This window comes from Kribbella sp. NPDC050820, assembly GCF_040653975.1.
Taxonomy (GTDB): Bacteria; Actinomycetota; Actinomycetes; order Propionibacteriales; family Kribbellaceae; genus Kribbella.
The window spans coordinates 22,476-44,552 of record NZ_JBFAHB010000076.1 but is presented as its reverse complement, the minus strand read 5'-3'; the positions used below and the strand labels follow the sequence as shown (position 1 = coordinate 44,552).

Annotated in this window: 18 protein-coding genes; 7 read left to right on the top strand and 11 right to left on the bottom strand. The window is 69.3% G+C overall.

The features are described 5' to 3' along the window. Positions 1–516 precede the first annotated feature (516 nt). From murQ to AB0H36_RS39755, 7 genes are all read right to left on the bottom strand, one after another. Positions 517–1,410, bottom strand: coding sequence for an N-acetylmuramic acid 6-phosphate etherase (murQ, locus tag AB0H36_RS39785; protein ID WP_360535764.1), 894 nt, complete (start codon positions 1,408–1,410; stop codon positions 517–519). 70 nt (positions 1,411–1,480) lie between these two features. Continuing rightward, entirely contained in the window at positions 1,481–2,368 is an 888-nt protein-coding gene (locus tag AB0H36_RS39780) for a MurR/RpiR family transcriptional regulator (protein WP_360535762.1), read from the bottom strand. 35 nt (positions 2,369–2,403) lie between these two features. Then, positions 2,404–4,128: a serine hydrolase gene (locus AB0H36_RS39775; protein ID WP_360535760.1), complete on the bottom strand. Its 1,725-nt coding sequence runs from the start codon at positions 4,126–4,128 to the stop codon at positions 2,404–2,406. Continuing rightward, positions 4,125–5,408 carry a DUF1343 domain-containing protein gene (locus tag AB0H36_RS39770; RefSeq protein ID WP_360535758.1) on the bottom strand — a complete coding sequence of 428 codons (1,284 nt, stop codon included), beginning with the start codon at positions 5,406–5,408 and terminating at the stop codon, positions 4,125–4,127. Before AB0H36_RS39770 ends, AB0H36_RS39775 begins: the two co-directional genes overlap by 4 nt. Before the next feature lie 25 nt (positions 5,409–5,433). Then, positions 5,434–7,977 (bottom strand): glycoside hydrolase family 3 N-terminal domain-containing protein, encoded by a 2,544-nt coding sequence (locus tag AB0H36_RS39765; RefSeq protein ID WP_360535770.1) that lies wholly within the window; start codon positions 7,975–7,977, stop codon positions 5,434–5,436. A 2-nt stretch (positions 7,978–7,979) separates the two neighbouring features. After that, on the bottom strand, positions 7,980–9,782 hold the full coding sequence (locus tag AB0H36_RS39760) for a glycoside hydrolase family 3 protein (RefSeq protein ID WP_360535756.1): 1,803 nt from the start codon (positions 9,780–9,782) through the stop codon (positions 7,980–7,982). 191 nt (positions 9,783–9,973) lie between these two features. Beyond that, a complete protein-coding gene (locus AB0H36_RS39755) occupies positions 9,974–10,978 on the bottom strand; it encodes a LacI family DNA-binding transcriptional regulator (RefSeq protein ID WP_360535754.1) in 1,005 nt (334 codons plus the stop codon). Between the two features lie 197 nt (positions 10,979–11,175). On the opposite strand from AB0H36_RS39755, the gene AB0H36_RS39750 reads away from it, so the two are divergent. Genes AB0H36_RS39750 through AB0H36_RS39730 form a run of 5 tightly spaced genes read left to right on the top strand, consistent with a single transcriptional unit; the run spans position 11,176 to position 16,081 of the window. After that, complete coding sequence (locus AB0H36_RS39750; RefSeq protein ID WP_360535752.1) at positions 11,176–12,408, top strand: ABC transporter substrate-binding protein; 1,233 nt, start codon at positions 11,176–11,178, stop codon at positions 12,406–12,408. Positions 12,409–12,413: 5 nt separating this feature from the next. Further along, on the top strand, positions 12,414–13,370 hold the full coding sequence (locus tag AB0H36_RS39745; RefSeq protein WP_360535750.1) for a sugar ABC transporter permease: 957 nt from the start codon (positions 12,414–12,416) through the stop codon (positions 13,368–13,370). Positions 13,371–13,384: 14 nt separating this feature from the next. Further along, positions 13,385–14,200, top strand: coding sequence for a carbohydrate ABC transporter permease (locus tag AB0H36_RS39740; RefSeq protein ID WP_360535748.1), 816 nt, complete (start codon positions 13,385–13,387; stop codon positions 14,198–14,200). A 20-nt stretch (positions 14,201–14,220) separates the two neighbouring features. After that, positions 14,221–14,997: a ThuA domain-containing protein gene (locus AB0H36_RS39735; RefSeq protein ID WP_360535746.1), complete on the top strand. Its 777-nt coding sequence runs from the start codon at positions 14,221–14,223 to the stop codon at positions 14,995–14,997. Continuing rightward, positions 14,990–16,081 (top strand): Gfo/Idh/MocA family oxidoreductase, encoded by a 1,092-nt coding sequence (locus tag AB0H36_RS39730; protein ID WP_360535744.1) that lies wholly within the window; start codon positions 14,990–14,992, stop codon positions 16,079–16,081. The genes AB0H36_RS39735 and AB0H36_RS39730 overlap by 8 nt, the downstream gene beginning before the upstream one ends. A gap of 41 nt (positions 16,082–16,122) precedes the next feature. Here AB0H36_RS39730 and ilvY read toward each other — a convergent pair whose 3' ends face one another. Next, on the bottom strand, positions 16,123–16,944 hold the full coding sequence (gene ilvY, locus AB0H36_RS39725; RefSeq protein WP_360535742.1) for an HTH-type transcriptional activator IlvY: 822 nt from the start codon (positions 16,942–16,944) through the stop codon (positions 16,123–16,125). A gap of 75 nt (positions 16,945–17,019) precedes the next feature. Here ilvY and AB0H36_RS39720 point away from each other — a divergent pair, with 75 nt between their 5' ends. Together AB0H36_RS39720 and AB0H36_RS39715 are read left to right on the top strand one after the other, a co-directional pair. Next, complete coding sequence (locus AB0H36_RS39720) at positions 17,020–18,483, top strand: ketol-acid reductoisomerase (protein ID WP_360535740.1); 1,464 nt, start codon at positions 17,020–17,022, stop codon at positions 18,481–18,483. A 71-nt stretch (positions 18,484–18,554) separates the two neighbouring features. After that, complete coding sequence (locus tag AB0H36_RS39715) at positions 18,555–19,532, top strand: acyltransferase domain-containing protein (RefSeq protein ID WP_360535738.1); 978 nt, start codon at positions 18,555–18,557, stop codon at positions 19,530–19,532. 70 nt (positions 19,533–19,602) lie between these two features. On the opposite strand, the gene glmM is transcribed toward AB0H36_RS39715, so the two are convergent. The 3 genes from glmM to rplM are packed head-to-tail and all read right to left on the bottom strand — an operon-like array spanning position 19,603 to position 21,957. Next, a complete protein-coding gene (gene glmM, locus AB0H36_RS39710) occupies positions 19,603–20,949 on the bottom strand; it encodes a phosphoglucosamine mutase (RefSeq protein WP_360535736.1) in 1,347 nt (448 codons plus the stop codon). A gap of 7 nt (positions 20,950–20,956) precedes the next feature. Then, on the bottom strand, positions 20,957–21,469 hold the full coding sequence (gene rpsI / locus AB0H36_RS39705) for a 30S ribosomal protein S9 (protein ID WP_360535768.1): 513 nt from the start codon (positions 21,467–21,469) through the stop codon (positions 20,957–20,959). Positions 21,470–21,513: 44 nt separating this feature from the next. Further along, positions 21,514–21,957 (bottom strand): 50S ribosomal protein L13, encoded by a 444-nt coding sequence (gene rplM / locus AB0H36_RS39700; protein WP_360535734.1) that lies wholly within the window; start codon positions 21,955–21,957, stop codon positions 21,514–21,516. Positions 21,958–22,077: the final 120 nt, after the last annotated feature.

Genomic DNA, 22,077 nt, shown 5'->3' with positions numbered 1-22,077 from the left:
GGTGTGTGTCAAGGGTCGAAGATCCGCGCAGCGGACGCCGAAGGCGCCCTTGACGCACACCACCACGACTAGCACCATCAAGCAGCCCGGAGCCGCGCCCCACAGTCCGCCTCGCGCCATCCACAGCACCCGTGAGACCGCTAAGCGGCCGCGCCGGAGGCGCCAGAAGGACTGTCGCCGCGCAGCGGTGTCCGATTGGCAGCTCTCGCAGTTGTTCCGCGCGATCACAGCACGCGTGGCACCGATGGACGGCCGCGCCGAAGGCGCCAGAGGAACAGCCGCCGCGAAGCGGTGTCCTATCCGCCAGGACTTCATCTCCATCGCGCTCCGCAGGACGCGTGACACCGGTTGGCGCCCGCGCCGAAGCCGCCCACAAGACAGCCGCCGTCGAAGGCGCGTCCTTCCTACCTACCCACCCCATCTCCATCGCGCCGTCCACAGCACGCGGGACGCCGGTCCGCGCCGCGCCGGAGGCGCCAGAAGACTGCCGCCGCGGAGCGGCGTCCTTGGGCGGTGTTAGGCGGGGGCACCCAAGGTGGTTAGGGCGGTGGCCACTCGGCCGTGGGCGGCTTCCAGGGCGGCTCTCGCGGCGGGGATGGGGGTGCCGGTGAGGAGGTGTACGAGGGCGGGTTTGAGTTCGCCGTCGGCTTCGGCGAGGGCGGACTCGCAGGCTTCGGGGTCGGCGCCGGTGGCTTCGGCGAGGATGCGGAGCATGCGGCCGCGGAGTTTCTGGTTGGTGGCGACGAGGTCGACCATCAGGTTGGACCAGGTGCGGCCGAGTTTGATCATGAGCGTGGTGGAGAAGGCGTTCAGGATCATTTTCTGGGCGGTGCCGGCCTTGAGCCGGGTGGAGCCGGCGATCACCTCGGGGCCGGTGTCGGCGGCGATCACGATGTCGGCCAGCGGCGCCAGTGGTGCGGTGGGGTTGGAGGTGACCAGGACGGTGGTCGCCCCGACCGCTCGCGCGGCCTTCAGCGCTCCGGCGACGTACGGCGTGCTCCCGGAAGCTGCGAGGCCGATGACGAGGTCCGCGGCGGTGACGGTGCTCGCGTCGAGCGCGCCGCCTTCCTCGGAGTCCTCGACGTTCTCGACCGCGCGGAGCAGCGCGTCCATGCCGCCGGCGTGGTGGGCGACCACCAGGCCCTCGGGCGCGTGGAACGTCGGGAGCAGCTCTGCCGCGTCCAGGACGGCCAGACGGCCCGAGGTGCCGGCGCCGAAGTAGTGGACCCGGCCGCCGCTGCGGACCGCCTCGACTCCGGCGTCCACTGCACGGGCCAGTTCCGGGATGACGACACCGACGGCGCCGGCCACCCGGGCGTCCTCGGAGTTCACCATCCGGAGGATCTCGGTCGTGCCCACCGCATCGATGGCGAGCGTCCTGGGGTTGCGCTGCTCCGTCGGCGTGGTCACAGCTCCGATGTTAGTTTCCTACTGAAGGATTTTCAATTCTGTTGATCGTTGACGGAAATGATTGACGTGCTCACTCCGAGCCCTTGAGCCGGTGGCCGCGCACCGAGCTCGCGGTCTCCTCGAGCGCCTTCCGGGCGTCCGGCAGCACCTGCTGGGCGACCCCGATGAACAGGCAGTCGATCACCGTCAGCTGCGCGATCCGGCTCGACATGGCTCCGGAGCGGTACGTCGTCTCACGGGCGGCCGTGGTCAGCACCAGGTCCGCCGTCCGGGCCAGCGGGGAGCGGGGGAAGTTGGTCACCGCGACCGTGGTGGCGCCGTGCTTGGCCGCCTCCTCGAGCGCCTCGACGACCTCGACCGTCGTACCGGTGTGCGAGATGCCGATCGCCACGTCGCCGTCGCCGAGCAGCGCCGCGCTGGGCAGCGCCACGTGGACGTCGGACCAGGCGAACGCGACCCGGCGGATCCGGTGCAGCTTCTGCTGCAGGTCGAGCGCCACGAAGGCGCTCGCCCCGAAGCCGTACAGGTCCACCCGTGGCGCGTTGACGACGGCCTCGACGACCTTGGCCAGGGCGTCGACGTCGACCTGCTGCGCGGTCTCGCGGACCGCCCGCTCGTCGGCGAACGCGACCTTGTTGATCACGTCCGCCAGCGAGTCACCGGGCTCGATGTCGCCGCCGACCTCGGGCCGGACGCTCTCCTGCGCCGACTGGGCCGCCAGCTGCAGGCGGAGCTGCGGGTAGCCGGGGACGCCGATCTGCTTGCAGAACCGGATGACCGTGGTCTCCGAGGTGGACGCCACCTCGGCCAGTTCGGAGATCGTCATCGCCGCCACTCCGCCCGGGTCCGCGAGGACCGCGTTCGCCACCCGCTGCTCGGCCGGCGCCAGCGCGGGCATCACCGCGCGGACCCGGACCAGCAGCGGCCCCGTGGGTTCTGGAGAGGAAACTGAGTTCATGACAGCACGGTACGGCGACTTACCACCCAGTGGTGTCACCGACGCGAAAGTCTCCAACCGTTGGCGGTAAATGACTCAGGCGTTCGCTCTCCGTCGAGAAGAACACCACTCTGGCTCGTGATCTTCACACCGTCGACGTACACGCCCCGGCCCTGGTACAACGCGTCGGAGGTGTAACGCCACCGGACCGTCTGCTCACCGGCCGCAAGCTCGGCGAACACCTGGTGCCAGTGCCGGTCGCCGGAGCCGCTGATCGCGCCGTCGTGGTCGATCACCGATCCCCGGTCCAGCACGGTGAACGGCACCTTCGTCCAGGTGGTCCCGTCCGCCGAGGTCTCCAGGTACAGCAGGTCGGTCTCCTCGGTGTCCACGAACATGTCGAACGCCAGCTTCGCCCCACCCTCCGGTACGGCGACCTGCGCAGAAAGGGTCGTGGTCGCGCCGTCCGTCGTACCCGAGAACCAGGCGTCCTTGCCGTGCCGCGGCCCGACGCCGAGCGCGAGCGCCAGCCCCTGCGCGACGGCCCGCCGGGCCGGGTTGTTGCTGCCCCAGCTGCGGCTCGGGTGCACCCGGTTGGTCAGCAGGATCGCGAACGAGCGCGAGTCGAAGTCGATCACCAGCGAGGTCCCGGTGTACCCGGTGTGGCCGGCCGTGCGCGGGCCGGACAGGCCGTTCATGTACCAGCGCTGGTTGAGCTCGAACCCGAGTCCGTGGTCGTTGCCCGGGAAGGCGCCGTTGAAGTTGGTGATCATCGCGGTCACCGAGGACTCCTTGAGGATCCGGGCGCCGCGGTAGCTCCCGCCGTTCAAGAAGGTCTGGGCCAGAATCGCCAGGTCGTCCGCGGTGCTGAACACCCCGGCGTGACCGGCGACGCCGTCCAGCGACCAGGCGTTCTCGTCGTGCACCGAACCCCAGACCATCCCGCGCGGCGGCGCGGACTGGAACTCGGTGGCCGCGATCCGCGGCTTCTTCTTGGCGTCCGGGTTGTAGCCGGTGTCGCGCATCTGCAGCGGCTTGGTGATGCCGTCGGCAACGAGCTTGTCCAGCGTCTTGCCGGTCACCCGGTGCGCCAGCTCGCCCAGCGCAATCAGGTTGAGGTCGCTGTAGAGGTACTTCGTCCCCGCCGGGCTGGTCGGGGTCGCGGTCAGCGCCATGTGCATCCGCGAGGCCGGGTCCGGCTGGGCGCTCCACAACGGCAGCCATGCCGGCAGCCCGGTGGTGTGGGTCAGCGCCTGCCGGACCGTGATCGCCTGCTTCCCGTTCTCCGCGAACTCCGGGACGTACGACGCGATCGGCGTGTCCAGCCCGACCTTGCCCTTCTCCACCTGCTGCATCACCACGATCGAGGTGAACAGCTTGGAGACCGACGCCATGTCGAAGATCGTGTCGGTGCGCATCGGGATCTGCTGGTCCGCGGGCAGCTCGGTTCCGGCGCCGTCGGCGTACTTGAGCGCCATCCCGGTGGCCGTCTTGGTGACGATCCTGCCGTCGTGGCCGAGCAGCGTGACCGCGCCGGCGTACAGGGGTTTGACCGTGCCGTTCGGCCTGGTCCAGGCGTCCACCTGGGCCAGCGCCGCGTCGATCGGCGCGGGGTCGAGACCGGCCTTCGCCGGGGTGGTTTCGCGCAAGAGAGTCGTCTTCGGTGCGTAGCCGTCATACGGCCGGTCGAACCGGCCAGATCTGTTGCCGTTGGCAACCGCCGGGGTGGTCAGGGCGAGCATCACGGTGGAGACTACCGCGATTCCGAGGACACGTCTCACCGGTGTGCTCCCTTGTAGAGCAGGTACTGCTCCCGCCGCGCGGTCCACGCATCGGTCTCGGGCTGCCAGGCCGCCACGATCTCCTCGGCCGAGGCGCCCGCGGTCAGCATGGTCCGGAACCGGTCCGACCCGGTCAGCAGGTCGATCCAGCGGCCGGGCGGGTTCTCGGTCCGCCAGGCGAAGCCGGGGTAGAGCTTGCGCGCCTCCACGATCATGTGGGTCGCGGCGGTGATCGCCTCCACCTTGTGCGGGTCGGTGATCAGCACCTGGACGCCGCCGCACAGCACGTTGGCGTTCTTCGAGATGAACGGCGTGAAATACGCCTCCCGGAAGGCGACCCCGGGGATGTCCTTCTTCTGCAGCTCCTGGGCCCACTTGTAGTCGATGTACGGCGCCCCGATCAGCTCGAACGGCCGCGTCGTACCGCGCCCCTCGGACATGTTGGTCGCCTCGAACAGGCACATGCCCGGGTAGAGCAGCGCGGTGTCCGGGGTCGGCATGTTCGGGCTCGGCATCACCCAGGTCAGACCGGTGTCGTCGTACAGCTGGTCCCGCTTCCAGTTCTTCACCTGGATGACCTGGAGCTCCGTCAGCCGCTTGCCGTCGGCGTCCAGCGGCAGGTACTCGGCGTTGAACAGCTGGGCCAGCTCGCCCACGGTCATCCCGTGCTGCTGGATGATCTCCTCCTTGCCCACGCCGGAGGTGAACCCGGGCTTGAGCATCGGGCCGCGCGCGTACCCGCCGACCGGGTTCGGCCGGTCCAGCACGACGAACTTCGCGCCGGTCCGGGTGGCCGCGATCATCGCCTCGTACATGGTCCAGATGTAGGTGTAGAACCGGGCGCCGACGTCCTGAATGTCGAAGACGACCGTCTCCACGCCGGACTTGGTGTAGAGGTCGGCGAGCTTGGTCGCGGTCGCGCCGTACGCGTCGTAGACCATGATCCCGGTGCGCGGGTCGACGTGGTCGCCCTCGGACCCGCCGGCCTGCGCGGACCCGCGGAAGCCGTGCTCGGGGCCGAAGACCGCGACCACGTTAACCTGCCCCGAGGCGTGCATCGTGTCGACGATGTGACTGAGGTCGGGCAGGATGCCGGTCGGGTTGCTGATCACGCCGACCTTCTGGCCGGCCAGCGCGCGCCAGCCGTCGGCGGCGAGCACCTCCGCACCCGTCATCGTCTTGCGCCTGGTGGGCGTCGGGCCGGCCTGGGCCGCCGGTACGTCGATCATGGGGGCGGCGGCCAGGGCACCGGCGCCCGCGAGCAAACTGCGGCGCTTCATCGGTCTTCTCCTTCAGGCAAAGGCATTACGGGCGGAACAACAGGTCGGCCACCACGGGGCGGTGGTCACTGGCCGCTTGTTCGGGGGGTACGACGGCGTGCCGGACGCGGAGCCCCGCGCCGACGGTGACGAAGTCGATCCGCTTCACCGGATCGACCGCCGGGTAGGTGCTGGGGCCGCCGGCCGTCGAGGCGGCCGCCGTCCAGCAGTCGGTCAGGCGTGTCCACAGCCCGGCGAGCTCGGGAGCGTCTGCCTCGGCGTTGAGGTCACCGGTCAGGATCTGCAGGTCCTTCCGCCGGTCGCGCGCCAGGATCTTCATCGTGTCGGCGACCTGGGCCTGCCGGACCGACGGGTCGGCGCGGTAGTCCAGGTGCGTGGAGTACACGTGCACCCGGCGGCCGCGGACGTCGAGCTCGGCCTCCAGGAAGCCGGGCGCCAGGGCCGGCACCGGGTTCGGGTCCTGCGTCGAGAGCCGGGTGATCGGGTGGTTCTCGATCCGGACCAGCGGGAAGCGGGACAGGACGCCGACGCCGTACTGCCGGCGTGGCTGGCCGGCCGCGGGCGGGTCGAGGTCGTAGATCGGCGCGAATCCGGAGAACATCCCGAGCTTGGTCGCGAGCTCGGCCAGGGTGTCCAGCCACTCGCTGCGCGCACCCCAGTGCACGTCGACCTCCTGCAGGCCGATCACGTCGGCGTCGAGCGCCTTCAGCGCCTGCGCGGTCCGGTCCAGGTCGAACACGTTGTCCGACCCGGCGCCGGCATGAATGTTGTACGAGGCAACGGTCAGCCGGGTGTCGCGCGGGTCGAAGGTGAGCCCGTGCCCGAACGGGTGCAGGGTCTGCTCCGGGTCAGGCTGCGCCGGGATCGCGACCGGAAGCTTCCCGGTCGGCGCGAGCTCGCCGTACAGGACCTTGGCCAGCGCCTCCATCGACGCCGCCGCGTACCCGTAGGTGGCCAGCGTGGTTTTGGCCGTGGGGAAGTACGCGACGTCGTACGGATCCCGTACGGCGACCACGATCACCGGCCGCCCGGTCGCGAGCAGCGTGTTGACGAGCTTCTGCTGCTTGGCCTGCTTGTCGGTGACGGTGGTGTCCCAGGCCTTCATCGTCAGTACGACGGTGAGGTCGGCAGCCGCGGACGCCGCCACCGCCTCGTCGATCCGGGCATCGGTCGGCGTCGAGCCGGTGTCCTTGACGGTCACCGTCGCGCCGCGGCCCTGGAGCGCAGTCCCGAGGGCCGTCGGGCTGTATCCGGCGACCAGGATCTTCCGCGGCGCCGGTGACAGCGGCACCATGCCCGCGTCGTTCTTCAGCAGCGTCGTGCTGCGGTCGGCGATCCGCTGCGCGGCGGCGTAGTTCGACGGCGTGCCGACCACCTTCGCGACCTGCGCCAGATCGACATACGGGCGATCCACGACTCCGGTCTTCAGCTTGAGCTTCAGGATTCGCTCGACACTCTGGTCGATCCGCTCCTCGCTGATCCGGCCGGCGTGGACGGCGCCGATCACCGAGTTGAACGCCAGCTCGGGGTTGACCGGCATCAGCAGCTGGTCGACACCGGCCTCGAGCGCCCGCAGTGGAATCTCCGCGTCGCCGTACTTGTCCCGGACGCCCTTCATGCCGAGCGAGTCGGTGATCACGACGCCGTCGAAGCGCAGTTGCTCGCGCAGGATCCCGGTCAGGATCGGCCGGCTCAGCGTGGCCGGGTCGCCGGACGCGTCCAGCGACGGAACCACGATGTGCGCGGTCATGATCGAGTCGATCCCGGCCCGGATCGCGGCCCGGAACGGCGGCGCGTCGATCGTGTTCCACTCCTCGACGGTGTGGTTGATCGTCGGCAGCGAGGTGTGGCTGTCGTCCCGGGTGTCACCGTGACCGGGGAAGTGCTTCGCGGTCGACACGATCCGGCCGTCGCGCTGGTAGCCCTTCACCTGTTCGGCGGTGAGCTCGGCGACCAGCCCGGGGTCGGACGAGAACGAGCGGACCCCGATCACCGGGTTCAGCGGGTTCACGTTGACGTCGGCGACCGGCGCGAAGTCGGTGGTGACACCGACCGCACGCAACTCCCGGCCGCCGATCCCGGCCGCCAGCCGGGCGAACTGCCCGGACCGCGTCGCGCCCAGCGCCATCGCGCCCGGGAACTGTGTCGCGGGCGGTCCGACGCGGAACACCACACCGTACTCCTGGTCGGTGCTGATCTGCAGCGGGATCCCGGTGCTGCCGATCGACGCGCTCTGCAGGCCGTTGGAGAGCCGGGCGATCTGCTGCGGGTCCTTGGTCGAGTCCGTCCAGGCGAAGTAGATCACCCCGCCGAGGTGGTACTTGCGGACCACCTCGGCCGGCGTGGCGACGCCGTACAGGCTGGTGTTGCGCGGGTCGACCGTGTCCGCTGTCGGCCCGTAGGCGTAGCAGACGAACAGCTGGCCGACCTTCTGCTCCAGTGTCATCCGGCGCAACGTCTCGCGGACCCAGCGGTCGCTGCCCGCGTGCGCGGTCGCGGTGCCGGCAACAGTCGTGCCGGCGACCGCGGCTGCGGCGAGGCCGAGGGTTTGGCGGCGGGTGAACTCCATCGTCACCAGGTCAGTCCGTGGCCGAAGGGGTAGAGCGGCGTCGCCGGGTCACCGGCGACCGGGATGTCGACGGGCAGCTTGCCGGTCGGCTTGATCTCGCCGTACAGCGCCTTGGCGAGCGACTCCATCGACACCGCTGCGTACCCGTAGGTGGCCAGGTACGTCGGCGCCGCGTCGAAGTACGCGATGTCGTAGGGATCGCGTACGGCGACCACGATCACCGTCTTGCCAGTGGCGAGCAGGTCCTTCACCAGCTTCTGCTGCTTGGCCAGCTTGTCCGTGACCGTGGTGTCCCAGGCCTTCATCGTCAGTACGACGGTGACGTCGTTCTGCTGAGCCTTGGCCACGGCATCCGCGATCGCCGCGTCCGACGGCGCCGCGCCGGTCTGCGCGACCGTTGTCGTGGCTCCACGTGTGGCAAGGCTGTTGGCCAGCGACTGTGTCGTGCTCACGCCCCACCCGGTGACCAGGATCTTCCGCGGGTCGGAGCTGAGCGGTACGGCGTTCGCGTCGTTCTTGACCAGCGTGACGCTCTTGTCGACGATCGTCTGCGCCGTCGCCAGGCTGGCCGGAGTGCCGACCTTGGCCGGGATCTGGGCTGGGTCGACATACGGGTCGAACAGGACGCCGTTCTTCAGCTTCATCAGCAGGATCCGCAGCATGCTCTCGTCGATCCGCTTCTCGCTGATCCGGCCCGAACGGACCGCGTCGAGGACCGCGTTGAACTGCAGGTCCGGCGCCGGCGGCAGCAGCAGCTGGTCCGCGCCGGCCTCGATCGCGCGGACCGCGACCTCGGCGTCGCCGTACTGCTGGCGGACGGCGGCCATCTCGAGCGCGTCGGTGATGATCAGGCCCTTGAACCCGAGCTGCTCGCGCAGGACGCCGGTCAGGATCGGCTTGCTGAGCGTCGCCGGGTCGCCGGACGGGTCGAGCGCCGGGACCACGATGTGCGCGGTCATGATCGAGTCGATGCCGGCCTTGATCGCGGCCTTGAACGGCGGCGCGTCGATCGTGTTCCATTCCTCCAGGGTGTGGTTGATCGTCGGCAGCGAGTTGTGGCTGTCGTCGCGGGTGTCCCCGTGGCCCGGGAAGTGCTTCGCGGTCGCCATGATGCCGGCGTCGCGCTGATAGCCCTGCACCTGCGCGACGGTCATGTCCGAGACCAGTGTCGGGTCGCTGGAGAACGAGCGGACGCCGATCACCGGGTTGAGCGCGTTCACGTTCACGTCGGCGACCGGGGCGTAGTCCTGCCGGATGCCCATCGCCTTCAGCTCGCGGCCGGTGATGCCGGCGGCGGTCCGCGCGTCGGCGGTGTTCCGGGTCGCGCCGTGCGCCATGTTGCCGCCGAACTGGGTGGCCGGCGGGCCGATCCGGACCACGACGCCCTGCTCCTGGTCGGTCGCGATCGTCAGCGGGACCCGCAGTCCCACGCTGGTGGCGGTCTGCTGGAGCTGGTTCGAGTAGGTCGCCAGTTGCGTCGGGTTCACCACGTTGCCGCGGGCGTTGAAGTAGATCCAGCCGCCCGGCTTGTACTTGGCGACCACCTCGGCCGGCGTGGCGACGCCGTACAGGCTGGTGTTGCGGGCGTCGGGCTGGTTGGCGTTCGGCCCGTAGGCGAACAGCACGAACATCTGCCCGACCTTCTCCTCCAGCGACATCCGCTGGATGGTGCGGCCGAGCTGGGCGGCCTGGTCGTTCCCGATCGGGTCGGGTGGTGGAGCGCTGGCGGCGGTGGAGACTCCGACCCCGGCCATCGCGGTTGCGAAGGCCAGGCCGGCGAGGCTCGATCGGCGCAAGGCGGACATGACAGACCCCCTACAGGTTATTGAATTACAGGCGCTCCCCCGCGACGCGAAAGTTACCCACACCACCACAGCGGGTCAAGGGCAAACTACTAACTGACGTTACGTAGTCGCCTCGGGCGCGAGGCAGGACCTGAAAAGACATAGGAGGAGAGAGGTGTGGAGACGCTGTGTAGCGAGCGCCGAGCGGCGGCCTAGCTGGGCGGTGGGGCCGTCGTGGCGCCGGGGTGGAGCTTGGCGGGGACCAGCTGAGGCGGCAGGGGGTCGGCGCCTTCCAGCTGGCGGATGAGGGCTTCGGTGCCGAGGTGGCCGAGCTCGGGGCCGGGGGTGCGCATGATGGTGAGCTCGGGGTTGGTGAGGGCAGCCATCTCGGGCGCCATCAGCAACGGCAGCACCGAGATGTCCTCCGGGACCCGGCGCCCGAGGCGGTGCAGGCCGGCGACCGCGCCGAGCGCGGCGAACTCGTTGACGATCAGTACGGCGGTCGTGTCCGGATGGTCGCGCATCAGGCGAGCCATCGCCTCCTGGCCGGCCATCGTGGAACCGGAGCTTTCCAGTACGACGGTCTCCAGGCCGTACTCCGCGGCGACCCGGCGATACGCCGCTTCGGATCGGACGTACGGGCCGTAGGTGCTGAACAGCGGGTCGTTGAGGTTGCCCGAGATCAGCGTCAGCCGCCGGTGCCCGAGGCCGTAGAGGTACTCGACCGCATCCTCGACGGTCCGGTCGAAGTCGATGTCGACGTGGGACAGCCCTTCGAGCGTGCTGGTCCGCCCGATCAGCGCGAACGGCATCCCCGCCTCCTGCAGGACCGTGACGCGGGGATCGTCCAGCTGGACCTCCATCAGCACGACGCCGTCGACCAGGCCCTGGCCGAGCAGCTCGGTCAGCTCGGTGCCGTCGTTGCCGACCGGCCAGAGGACCAGGTGGTAGTCCTGCTCGCGCGCCGCGTCGGCGGCACTGGTGAAGAACTCCGCGGCCGAGAAGCCGAACTTGTGGTCCAGCGCCGGGTACGCCATCGCGATGATGTGCGTCCGCCGGCTGGCCAGCGCCCGGGCGACCACGTTGCGGCGGTAGCCGAGGTCGGCCATCGCCTTCTCGATCCGCTCCCGGGTGGCCGCCGTCACCGGCTTGGTGTCGTTCAGCAGGAAGGACACGGTCGCGATCGACACACCGGCGCGCTGGGCGACGTCCTTCATGGTCACCATTCGACTCGGTCCCCTCTGAGCTATTGACACCGGTGTGACCCAAGGAACATAGTCCTTGGACACCTCAGTTAAGCGGTTTACCGAAAATCCCACAAGTGAACGGCCCACAATCGGCGGCCTGCGGTTAAGCGTTTTGATCAACGCATCCGGAGTGGCCTCCGACCATCCCCTCCGAAGGAGCGCAAGTCATGATCAGTCAGCGGATCACCGCTGCGCTGGCGGGTGCGACGGCCCTGTCGCTCGTGCTGGCCGCCTGTGGTGACAACGGCGGCGACCAGTCCTCGGCCTCGTCCGGCGACACCGTCAAGAGCCTCACGATTCTGGACTACTACAACAACGACCCGGACAAGTCGCTGGTCCAGAAGGGCCTCGATGCGTGCGCGAGCAAGCTCGGCATCACCATTCAGCGGGAGACGGTGCCTGGTGACACCTTGATCCAGAAGGTGCTGCAGCAGGCGTCGTCGAAGACGCTGCCGGACGTCCTGATGCTGGACAACCCGGACGTGCAGCAGATCGCCGCGACCGGTGCACTGGCGCCGCTGAACGACATGGGCCTGACTGGGGACGGAGTCATTCAGGGCATGGTCGACGCGACGTCGTACGACGGCAAGCTCTACGGACTGGCGCCGGTGACGAACACGATCGCGCTGTTCTACAACACGCAGATGCTGCAGGAGGCCGGCGTCCAGCCCCCGAAGACCTGGGACGAGCTGAAGGCCGCGGCCAAGAAGCTGACCAAGCCCGGCCGTTACGGCATGGCCTTCAACGCCAACGCGACGTACGAGGGTTCGTGGCAGTTCCTGCCGGCGATGTGGACCAACGGCGGCGACGAGACCGACCTGACCAGCCCGCAGGTCTCCGAAGCCCTGCAGTTGTGGGTGGATCTCGTCCAGTCGGGGTCGGCGTCGAAGAGCGTGATCAACTGGACCCAGGGCGACGTGAAGGACCAGTTCGTGGCGGGCAAGGCCGCGATGATGGTGAACGGGCCGTGGCAGATCCCGTCGCTGGAGAAGACCCCGAACGTGAAGTGGGAGGTGGTCACGTTCCCGCTGAACAAGCCGGATCAGACCCCGGTCGCCCCGCTCGGTGGCGAGGCCTGGACCGTCCCGCTGAACAAGGACCAGGCCAAGCAGCAGAAGGCCGCCGACTTCGTGAAGTGCCTGAACTCGGACGAGAACGAGCTGGCCTGGGCGAAGGCCCGGTTCACCATCCCGACCAAGACCGCGCTGCTCGACCAGTACGTCAAGGAAGTGCCGTCGATGAAGGCCTTCACCGAGCAGGTCAAGACCGCCCGGTCCCGGACCGGCAAGCTGGGCGACAAGTGGCCGGAGGCCGCCAAGGTGATCTACCAGGCCATCCAGCTGGCGCTGACCGGTAAGGCCTCGGCGCAGGACGCCTTCAAGCAGGCCTCCGGCGGCTGATCGCGATGGCGCACGCGACCTTGACGCGTACGACGCAGACGTCCGGCCCGGAGCCTGTTCGCAGGCTCCGGGGCCGGCGCCACCGGGGTGAGGACCTGACCAAGGTCCTGTTCGTGCTGCCGGCCGCGCTGGCGATGGTGGCGCTGTTCGGCTACCCGGTGGTGAAGAACCTCATGATGAGCCTGCAGGACTACGGCCTGCGGACCTTCTTCACCGGGGACGCGCCGTGGGTGGGGCTGAAGAACTACACCACGGTGGTGACCGACAACCTGTTCTCGCAGGCGATGGTCAACACGGCACTGTTCACCATCGGGTCGATCGCGTTCCAGTTCGTCATCGGGCTCGGGCTGGCGCTGTTCTTCCACCGGCGCTTCCCGCTCAGCGGCGTACTGCGCTCATTGCTCCTGCTGCCGTGGTTGCTGCCGCTGATCGTGTCCAGCGCGACCTGGCGGTCGATCCTCGAGCAGGACAGCGGCATCCTGAACCGCACGCTGACCGGGCTCGGCATCATCGACAGCCCGGTGCCGTGGCTGAACTCGCCGTCGGTCGCGCTGATCGCGGTGATCGGGGTGAACATCTGGATCGGCATCCCGTTCAACGTGACGCTGCTGTACTCCGGCCTGAGCGAGATCCCGGACGAGCTGTACGAGGCGGGACAGCTGGACGGCGCCACCGGCTGGCGGGCGTTCTGGTACATCACCTGGCCGAACCTGCGGGCGGTGGCGAGCGTGCTGCTGATGCTCGGCGTGGTCTACACGATCAAGGTGCTGGACATCATCCTCGGCCTCACCGGCGGCGGTCCGGCCAACGCCACCCAGACGCTGGCGACCCAGTCGTACGAGCGGTCGTTCATCGACTTCAAGTTCGGCGAGGGCGCGGCCCTGAGCAACATCCTGATCGCGATCTCGTTCCTGTTCGCGATCTTCTACCTGCGCAGCACCCGGCGCGCCGTCGACGAGTAGGAAGGGGTACGACGATGACCGACTCGACCGTCCGTCGCGGTGTCCACACCGTGATCGGCGTACTGATCCTGTGCGTCATGCTGTTCCCCGTCTACTGGATGGTGAACGCGTCCCTGCAGCAGTCCGGCAACACCCTGACCGCCGGCTTCCTGCCGCTGGACCCGACGTTCGCCGGCTACCGGCGGGCGCTCAGCGAGCAGGGCGGCAACCTGGTCACCAGCATGATCATCGCGGCCGGCACCGTGGTGCTCAGCCTGGCGATCGCGACCCCGTGCGCGTATGCGCTCTCGCAGTTCCGGTCCCGCTGGGTGTCGGTCGGGCTGCTGGCGATCCTGATCTCGCAGATGATCCCGGGCATCGTGATCGCCAACGCGCTCTACACGGCGTACGAGCGGCTCGGGCTGCTGAACTCGATCCCGGGCCTGATCGTGGCCAACTGCAGCAGCGGGATCCCGTTCGCGATCCTGATCCTGCGCTCGTTCATGCTCTCGCTGCCGCCGTCGCTGGTGGAGGCCGCGCGGGTGGACGGCGCCGGGCTGTTCCGCGCGTTCGTGGCGATCGTGCTGCCGATCAGCAAGAACTCGCTGATCACCGCGGGACTGTTCAGTTTCCTCTTCTCCTGGAGCGACTTCCTGTTCGCGCTGACGCTGACCACCAAGGGCGGCGTGCGGCCGGTGACGCTCGGGATCTACCAGTACCTCGGCACCCAGGTGCAGAACTGGAACGCGGTGATGGCGACCGCGGTGCTCTCGGCGATCCCGGCCATCGTGCTGCTGGTCGCCGCGCAGAAGTACATCGCCGCCGGCGCCATCGGCGGAGCCGTCAAATAACTCTCTAAGGACAGGTAACTATGACGATTCGCGTACTCGTCTGGGGCGAGAACCGGCACGAGCAGGTCGAGCCGCACGTCGCCGAGATCTACCCCGACGGCATGCACTCGACCATCGCCGCCGGGATCAGCGACAACCTCGGCGCCGAGGCGTCGGTCTCCACGACGACCCTCGACGAGCCCGAGCACGGCCTGACCGAGGAGGTGCTGGCGCGGACCGACGTCCTGGTGTGGTGGGGGCACGCGGCCCACGGTGAGGTCGACGACGCGGTGGTCGAGCGGGTCTACCAGCACGTGCTGTCGGGGATGGGCCTCGTCGTACTGCACTCCGGGCACTGGTCGAAGATCTTCGGCAAGCTGATGGGGACGTCGTGCACGCTGCGCTGGCGCAGTGAGCGGGACCGCGAGCTGGTCTGGACGGTGAACCCGACGCACCCGATCGCGCAGGGCGTGCCGCACCCGATCATCATCGAGCAGCAGGAGATGTACGGCGAGTTCTTCGACATCCCGGTGCCGGACGAACTGGTCTTCGTCTCGTCGTTCAGCGGCGGCGAGGTGTTCAGGTCCGGCTGCACGTTCCGCCGCGGCCACGGCAAGATCTTCTACTTCTCGCCGGGCGACCAGGACTACCCGGTCTACCACCACAAGGACGTCCGCAAGGTGATCGCGAACGGCGTCGCCTGGGTGAACACCGACCTGCCGGAGCGGAAGGTGCCGACGCTCCTTCGCTACGAGACCGAGGACTTCTTCAACGGTCACGGCTACACCGGCCCGATCGAGGAACCTGCCGATGCCTGAACCCCTGCGCCTCCTTCAGGTCGGCGCCGGCGGCATGGGCCGGGCCTGGCTCCGGACGATTGCCGACAATCCTGATGTCGACCTCGTCGGTCTGGTCGACCTCGACGTCGACGTGGCCCGGAAGGCGGCCGACGAGCACGGGTACGGCGCCGTACCGGTGGCCGCGTCGCTGGGCGAACTGGCCGACCGGGCGGATGCGGTCATCGACGTCACGGTGCCGGTCGCGCATCCCAAGGTGAGCGTGGAGGCCTTGCTGCGTGGGCTTCCGGTGCTGTGCGAGAAGCCGCTGGCCGAGACCGTCCGCGAGTGCCTGGGGATGGTCGCCGCGTCCGAGGTGAGCGGCAAGCTGTTGATGGTGTCGCAGTCCCGGCGCTACTTCCGGGCCGGCAACGCCTTCGGCCGGCAGATCGCCGAGCTCGGCCGGATCGGGTCGCTGTCGTGCGAGTTCTTCAAGGCCCCGCACTTCAGCGGCTTCCGGGAGCGGATGGCAGAGCCGCTGCTTGTCGACATGGCGATTCACCAGTTCGACCTCTCCCGCAAGCTGATCGGCTCCGAACCGGTCTCGGTGTACTGCGAGTCCTACAACCCGGACTGGAGCTGGTTCGACGGGAGCGCCGCGGCATCGGCGATCTTCAAGTTTGCCGACGGCACCCGTTTCGCCTTCACCGGAAGCTGGTGCGCGCCCGGCCTGGAGACGTCGTGGAACGGCGGCTGGCGAGCCAGCGCAGCCGGCGGTACGGCGACCTGGGACGGCGACAACCCACCGGTCGCCGAACTGGAGTCCGGTGAGGCGTTGCCGGCCGCATTGCTGGACGAACCCGAGCAGATCGCGGGCTCACTGGCCGAGTTCGTCGACGCGGTCCGGGAGTCGACTGTCCCGCAGTCCGAGGTGCACTCGAACGTCGTCAGCGTCGCGATGGTGGAGGCCGCCGTACGGTCTGCGTCTCTTGGGACGCCGGTGCAGATCGCCGACGTCATCACCGACGCGTACGCCGAAGCCCTGGCAACCGTCCAGGACCCGACGTTGCGTGCCGCCCTCCAAGCCTGGCCGAATCCGTTGAAGGCCGTCGGTCTGGAGCCCTGAAGCAGTGCGCGCGGAGGAGATCCGGCTTCTCCGCGCGCACTTCAGGTCAGCCCCCAAAGGGCCGCGATCAGCGGTTTGCGGAGGTCGGCCCGGCGGGCGCAGAGGCCGATCGTGAGCGGCTCGAGGTCGGCGGGGAACTCGATCAGGCGGCCGGCCGAGGGCGAGGACTCGAGGACCAGGCGGGGCACAATGCCGGTGCCACAACCCAGTGCTACCAACGCAAGTAGGGCTTCATGCCCGTCCGGCTCGGCCGCGATCGCCGGCTTGATGCCTCGACGCCGGAACCAGCGGAAGGCGGCCTCGCGCACCAGGCCACGGGCCGGTACGACGAACGGGCCGTCTGCCGTGGGATCCGTGGTGACCAGGACGAGGTCGGTGACCGCGACCGTACGCGTCACCATCGTTTGCGGCAGCCGCTCCGGGATGCCCGCGACCGCCGCGTCCACCTCGCCCTCGTCGAGCCGGGCCAGCGCGGCCGCCGCATCGCCGGTGCGGATGTCGAGCCGGATCTGCGGATGCGCTTCCCGCAAAGGCGCCAGCAGGTCGGGCAGGAGCGCCTGGCAGGCAGTCACGGTCGCAAAGATCCGAAGCTCACCGGCCAGCTCAGCCGCCTCGTCAGCCCCAGTCCTGTAGTCCTCCCAGAGCTCCAAAGCGCGCTCGGCGTACGACGTGAAGCGCTGGCCTTCCCGGGTCAGTACGACGCCGCGGGGCCCGCGGTCGAGCAGTCGCGCACCCGCCCGCGCCTCCAGCCGCTGGATGGTCCGGGTCAGCGTAGCCGCGCTGACGTGACACTCCAGGCTGGTGCGCCCGTAGTTCAGTGTGCGCGCCAGATGCAGGAACAGCTCCAGCTCGCGATGCTCCATATTTCACTCCCTGCAACGACCCGGTGCAGATGTTGCGCTTGCCGCAATGCTCTCAGACCGCCTTGACTGACAGGCATGAGCACCTCCACCTCGTCGGTCTTTCGCACCGAGACCATGACCGTTCCGGGCGGAACGGAGACCATCCTGCGCGGCGGCCGGGACCTGTTCCCGCTGCTGCCCGAGGCACTGCACGGCGTCCGGCGGATCGGCGTCCTCGGCTGGGGTCCGCAGGGCCGCGCGCAGGCGCTCAACCTGCGCGACTCGCTGGCCGGGACCGACGTGACCGTGTCCGTCGGGCTGCGACCGGGCTCGTCGTCGGCCGAGGATGCCCGCAAGCACGGCTTCACCGAGGAGAACGGCACCCTCGGCGACTGGCTGGCCGTTGCCGCCGACTCCGATCTGCTGATCCTGCTGATCGCCGACGCGGCGCTGGCCGCGCACCACGAGCAGATCTTCGCCGTCCTCAAGCCCGGCGCCACGATCGGCCTGTCGCACGGCTTCCTGCTCGGTCACCTGAAGGCGATCGGCGGCGACTTCCCCGCCGGGCACCCGGTGATCGCGGTGTGCCCCAAGGGCATGGGCGACTCGGTACGGCGGCTCTACGAGCAGGGCGCGACCGTCAACGGCGCCGGGATCAACGCGAGCATCGCCGTCCACGCCGACCCGGACGGGCGCGCGACGGACCGTGCGCTCGCGTGGTCGGTCAGCCTCGGTTCGCCGTACACCTTCCTGACCACGCTGGAGAACGAGTACAAGTCCGACATCGTCGGCGAGCGCGCGATCCTGCTGGGCGCCGTGCATGGTCTCGTCGAGGCGCTGTACCGCCACTTCCGGATCGAGGGGGCGGATCCGGTGACGGCGTACGAGCGTTCCACCGAGGCGATCACCGGGCCGATCGCGCGCACGATCTCCGAGGCCGGTCTGCCCGCGGTCCGATCCGCGCTGACCGAGGCGGACCGGGACGTGTTCGACCGGGCCTACACCGCGGCCTACGGACCGGCTCGCGAGCTCGTCGCCGAGATCTACGACGAGGTCGCCGACGGGACCGAGTTGCGCAGCGTCATCCTGGCCGAGGGCCGGCTCGCGACCCGGCCGATGACCCGGATCGGCGGCAGCCCGATGTGGTCCCACGCCGCGGAGGTGCACGCCCGCCGCGGTACGGCGACCGTCGCCATCGACCCGCTGACCGCCGGGCTGTTCGTGGCCACGATGGTCGCCCAGGTCGACGAGTTCGCCGATCGCGGCCACCCGTGGTCGGAGATCGTCAACGAATCGATCATCGAGGCGGTCGACTCACTGCTGCCCTACATGCACGCCCGCGACGTCGCCTACATGGTCGACAACTGCTCCCGCACCGCCCGCCTCGGCACCCGCCGCTGGGGCCCGCGCTTCCAGGCCGCCTACGAGCAGATCGCGCTTCCCGGCCTGAGCGCCCCGGCCGACGCCACCTTGCTCAAAAGCTTCCTCGACAACCCCACCCACGCAGCCCGCGCGGAGGCCGCCAAACTCCGCCCATCCGTGGACATTTCCGTCAGCTGAGTCGTGCACGGGCAGTGCGGCCCGTGGTGTGATCGCCCTTGAACGTGTCGGCCTGCTGGGAGGACGAGGACGTGCTGGGGCTTTCGGAGACGGCAATCGGTTGGCTGGAAGGTAGGCAGTCCGCGGCGGACGTGAGGCTGCCCGATGACGACCGGGCTGTGGAGCTGCTCGAGTTCTGCGGGGTGTGCGAGCAGGACCGCGACGACATGCTCGCAGCCCGGCCGGATCGGTCGCGCGACGCCGGCTGGTGGGCGGTGCTGGGTGCGATGGTGGCCGACCTCGAGCAGCGGACCGACGAGGCGATCCCGGGGAGCGGGTTCCGCGCCTGGCCTGCAATGTCGGAGTCGCCGGTCGGATCGTTCGTGGCCGCCTGGGCGTTGCTGGCCGGGCTGCCACGACTGCTCGAACTCCATGCCCGGCGTGGGGTGCCGGAGTCGATCAGCAGGGCGTCTGCTTCGGCGCTGGGCGGCGTGCTGGGGACCCACCGGGACGTGACCGGTCAGGCCGGCGTCGGGCTGTTCCCGCTGTGGGGACCGCCGCTGCGGTTCACCGGAACCGATGTGCAGATCGGCCGCCACTCGTTCACCCGGGCGCGGCTCGAGCTCGGCGACGGACCGTCCGGGTACGGCCTGATGATCCACGTGCCCCCGATCGGCCCGCTCGACGCCGCCGCGTCGGAGGAGTCGATCACGGCCGCCGAACGGTACTTCGCCGACTGGTATCCCGAAGAGCCCGTCTCGCACTTCTCGTGCACGTCCTGGCTACTCGACCCACAGCTCGGCGAGTACCTCGAACCGGAGTCGAACATCCTGCGGTTCCAGCGCCGGTTCAGGCTGCTCCCCCAACTGCCCGCAGCCGACCCGTTCGAGGACGACCGAGAGATGATGCGGCTGGGCCTGCATGTGCAACCGCCGGAGGGCGCGCTCGGGCCGGAGGATCTCGCCCGGATCCCGCAGCACACCATGTTGCAACGCGCCTTCGTGACCCATCTCCGCTCCGGCCGCCACTGGTCCAAACGAACCGGGCTCAGACTGCCTGCAGCTGCCTGAGCGCTCGACAGCAAACGGGGACCTCGGACATCTGGTCAGATGTCCGAGGTCCCCGGATGGTGTCCCAGGTTCAGAGCTTCAACGACGTCGCCACGACTTCTGCGAGCGAGTGGGCGATCTCGTGGGCGGCGTCGGACGACTCCGCCTCGACCATCACCCGGACCAAGGGCTCCGTGCCCGAGGGACGCAGGAGAACTCGGCCGCTGTCGCCCAGGCGGGTGGTCGCCTCGGCCACCGCGGCCTGGACCGCCGGGTCGCTGCCGGCGCGGGACTTGTCGACGTCCTTGACGTTGACAAGCACCTGCGGGAGCCGCGTCATCACGCCGGCCAGGTCGCTCAGCGTCTTGCCGGTCTGGGCGAGCCGGGCGAGCAGCATGACCGCGGTCAGTGTGCCGTCGCCGGTGGTGGCGTGGTCGGAGAGGATCACGTGCCCGGACTGTTCACCGCCGAGCTTGTGCCCGCCGGCCTTCATTGCCTCCAGCACGTACCGGTCGCCGACCTTGGTCTGCTCGACCGCGATCCGCTCCCGGACCATCGCCTGGACGAAGCCGAGGTTGCTCATCACGGTGGCGACCACGGTGTCGTTGGACAGCCGGCCGCTGTCACGCATCGCCAGCGCCAGAACGGCGAGGATCTGGTCGCCGTCGACCAGTTCGCCGTTCGCGTCGACGGCCAGGCAGCGGTCCGCGTCACCGTCCAGGGCGATGCCGAGGTCGGCGCGGTGGCCGAGCACCTCGCGCTGCAGGCCCTCCAGGTGGGTGGAACCGCAGTCCAGGTTGATGTTCAGTCCGTCGGGGGCGGCGGCGTACGTGATCACCTCGGCGCCGAGCCGGCGTAGGGCCTCCGGCGCGGTCTGCGAGGCGGCGCCGTTGGCGCAGTCGATCACGACCTTGAGACCGTCGAACCGGTTCGGGGCCGAGCGGACCAGGTGCGAGACGTAGGTCTCGAAACCCTGCCCGTCGTCGGAGACGCGGCCGACGTCCGCACCGGTCGGGCGCTGCCACTCCTCGCCCATCCGGGCCTCGATCGCGTCCTCGATCGCGTCGTCCAGCTTGATCCCGCCGCGAGCCAGGAACTTGATGCCGTTGTCCGGCATCGGGTTGTGGCTTGCGGACAGCATCACGCCGAGGTCGGCGCCGGTCGAGCCGGTCAGGTATGCCACGGCCGGGGTCGGCAGTACGCCGAGCCGGACCACGTCGACGCCGGCGCTGGCCAGACCGGCCACCACGGCGGCTTCCAGGAACTCACCACTGGCCCGTGGATCCCGCCCCACAACGGCGCGCGGCCGGTGCCCTTCGAAGGCACCGGCCTCGCCGAGTACGTGAGCTGCCGCGACCGAGAGGTCGAGCGCCAGCTCCGCGGTCAGGTCCACGTTCGCCAGGCCACGGACTCCGTCCGTGCCGAACAAACGACCCATCAGATGATCAGCGCTTGCTGTACTGCGGCGCCTTGCGGGCCTTCTTGAGACCGGCCTTCTTCCGCTCCTTGATCCGCGCGTCGCGGGTGAGCAGACCGGCCTTCTTCAGACCGGGGCGGTTCGCCTCCTGGTCGGCCTCGTTCAGGCACCGGGCCACGCCCAGCTGCAGCGCACCGGCCTGGCCGGTGATGCCGCCGCCGTTGATCCGGGCGATCACGTCGTACGAGCCCTCCAGGCCCGCGACGACGAACGGCTCGTTCACGTGCTGCTGGTGCACCTTGTTCGGGAAGTACACGTCGAGCGGCTTGCCGTTGATCTTCCAGTTGCCGCTGCCCGGCACGATCCGCACGCGGGCGACAGCCTCCTTGCGGCGGCCGGTGGCGCCGGCCGGGTTGATCACCGCGACCCGAGCCGACTCGGCGCGCTGCTCCGGAGTCGGGCTCGTCTCGGAGGTGTAGGCGACCGGGCCCTCGCTGTCGATGGGGACCTCGGGGTCGAACTCTTCGGTCTCGGTGGTGATGTCGCTCACGCTGAAAATCCTCGTTTACCTGGCTCGTCGATCGCTTACTGGGCGATCTGGGTGATCTCGAACGGCTTCGGCTGCTGGGCGGAGTGCGGGTGCTCCGGACCGGCGTACACCTTCAGCTTGGTGAGCAGCTTCCGGCTCAGGCGGTTCTTCGGCAGCATGCCCCAGACAGCCTTCTCGACGGCCTTGCGAGGGTCCTTGTCGAGGATCTCGCCGATCGGCGTGGCCGTCAGACCACCCGGGTGACCCGAGTGGCGGTAGGCCAGCTTGTCCGTCCGCTTGGTGCCGGACAGGGCGACCTTGGAGGCGTTGACGACGACGACGAAGTCGCCACCGTCCACGTGCGGCGCGAACGTCGGCTTGTGCTTGCCGCGCAGCAGGGTGGCGATCTGGACGGCGAGCCGACCGAGCGTGACGTCGGTGGCGTCGATCACGTGCCACTCGCGGGTGACGTCAGCAGGCTTCGGGCTGTACGTGCGCACGGTCGTTGACCTTCGTTTCTCAGAGGTTGACAAAACTGGTACGTCGGCGAGCGGTCCGCCGACGGGCTGGGACCTGGAACGCACAACAGCAGCCCAGAATACCGGCGGTGTCGGCTCCGG

Bases quoted from the DNA above. Each gene is read 5' to 3' on its own strand.
- AB0H36_RS39780 (WP_360535762.1), bottom strand. From the start codon at position 2,368: ATGAACTCAGTTTCCTCTCCAGAACCCACGGGGCCGCTGCTGGTCCGG.
- AB0H36_RS39770 (WP_360535758.1), bottom strand. From the start codon at position 5,408: ATGAAGCGCCGCAGTTTGCTCGCGGGCGCCGGTGCCCTGGCCGCCGCC.
- AB0H36_RS39765 (WP_360535770.1), bottom strand. From the start codon at position 7,977: ATGGAGTTCACCCGCCGCCAAACCCTCGGCCTCGCCGCAGCCGCGGTC.
- AB0H36_RS39760 (WP_360535756.1), bottom strand. From the start codon at position 9,782: ATGTCCGCCTTGCGCCGATCGAGCCTCGCCGGCCTGGCCTTCGCAACC.
- AB0H36_RS39755 (WP_360535754.1), bottom strand. From the start codon at position 10,978: ATGAAGGACGTCGCCCAGCGCGCCGGTGTGTCGATCGCGACCGTGTCC.
- AB0H36_RS39750 (WP_360535752.1), top strand. From the start codon at position 11,176: ATGATCAGTCAGCGGATCACCGCTGCGCTGGCGGGTGCGACGGCCCTG.
- AB0H36_RS39745 (WP_360535750.1), top strand. From the start codon at position 12,414: ATGGCGCACGCGACCTTGACGCGTACGACGCAGACGTCCGGCCCGGAG.
- AB0H36_RS39740 (WP_360535748.1), top strand. From the start codon at position 13,385: ATGACCGACTCGACCGTCCGTCGCGGTGTCCACACCGTGATCGGCGTA.
- AB0H36_RS39735 (WP_360535746.1), top strand. From the start codon at position 14,221: ATGACGATTCGCGTACTCGTCTGGGGCGAGAACCGGCACGAGCAGGTC.
- AB0H36_RS39730 (WP_360535744.1), top strand. From the start codon at position 14,990: ATGCCTGAACCCCTGCGCCTCCTTCAGGTCGGCGCCGGCGGCATGGGC.
- ilvY (WP_360535742.1), bottom strand. From the start codon at position 16,944: ATGGAGCATCGCGAGCTGGAGCTGTTCCTGCATCTGGCGCGCACACTG.
- AB0H36_RS39720 (WP_360535740.1), top strand. From the start codon at position 17,020: ATGAGCACCTCCACCTCGTCGGTCTTTCGCACCGAGACCATGACCGTT.
- glmM (WP_360535736.1), bottom strand. From the start codon at position 20,949: ATGGGTCGTTTGTTCGGCACGGACGGAGTCCGTGGCCTGGCGAACGTG.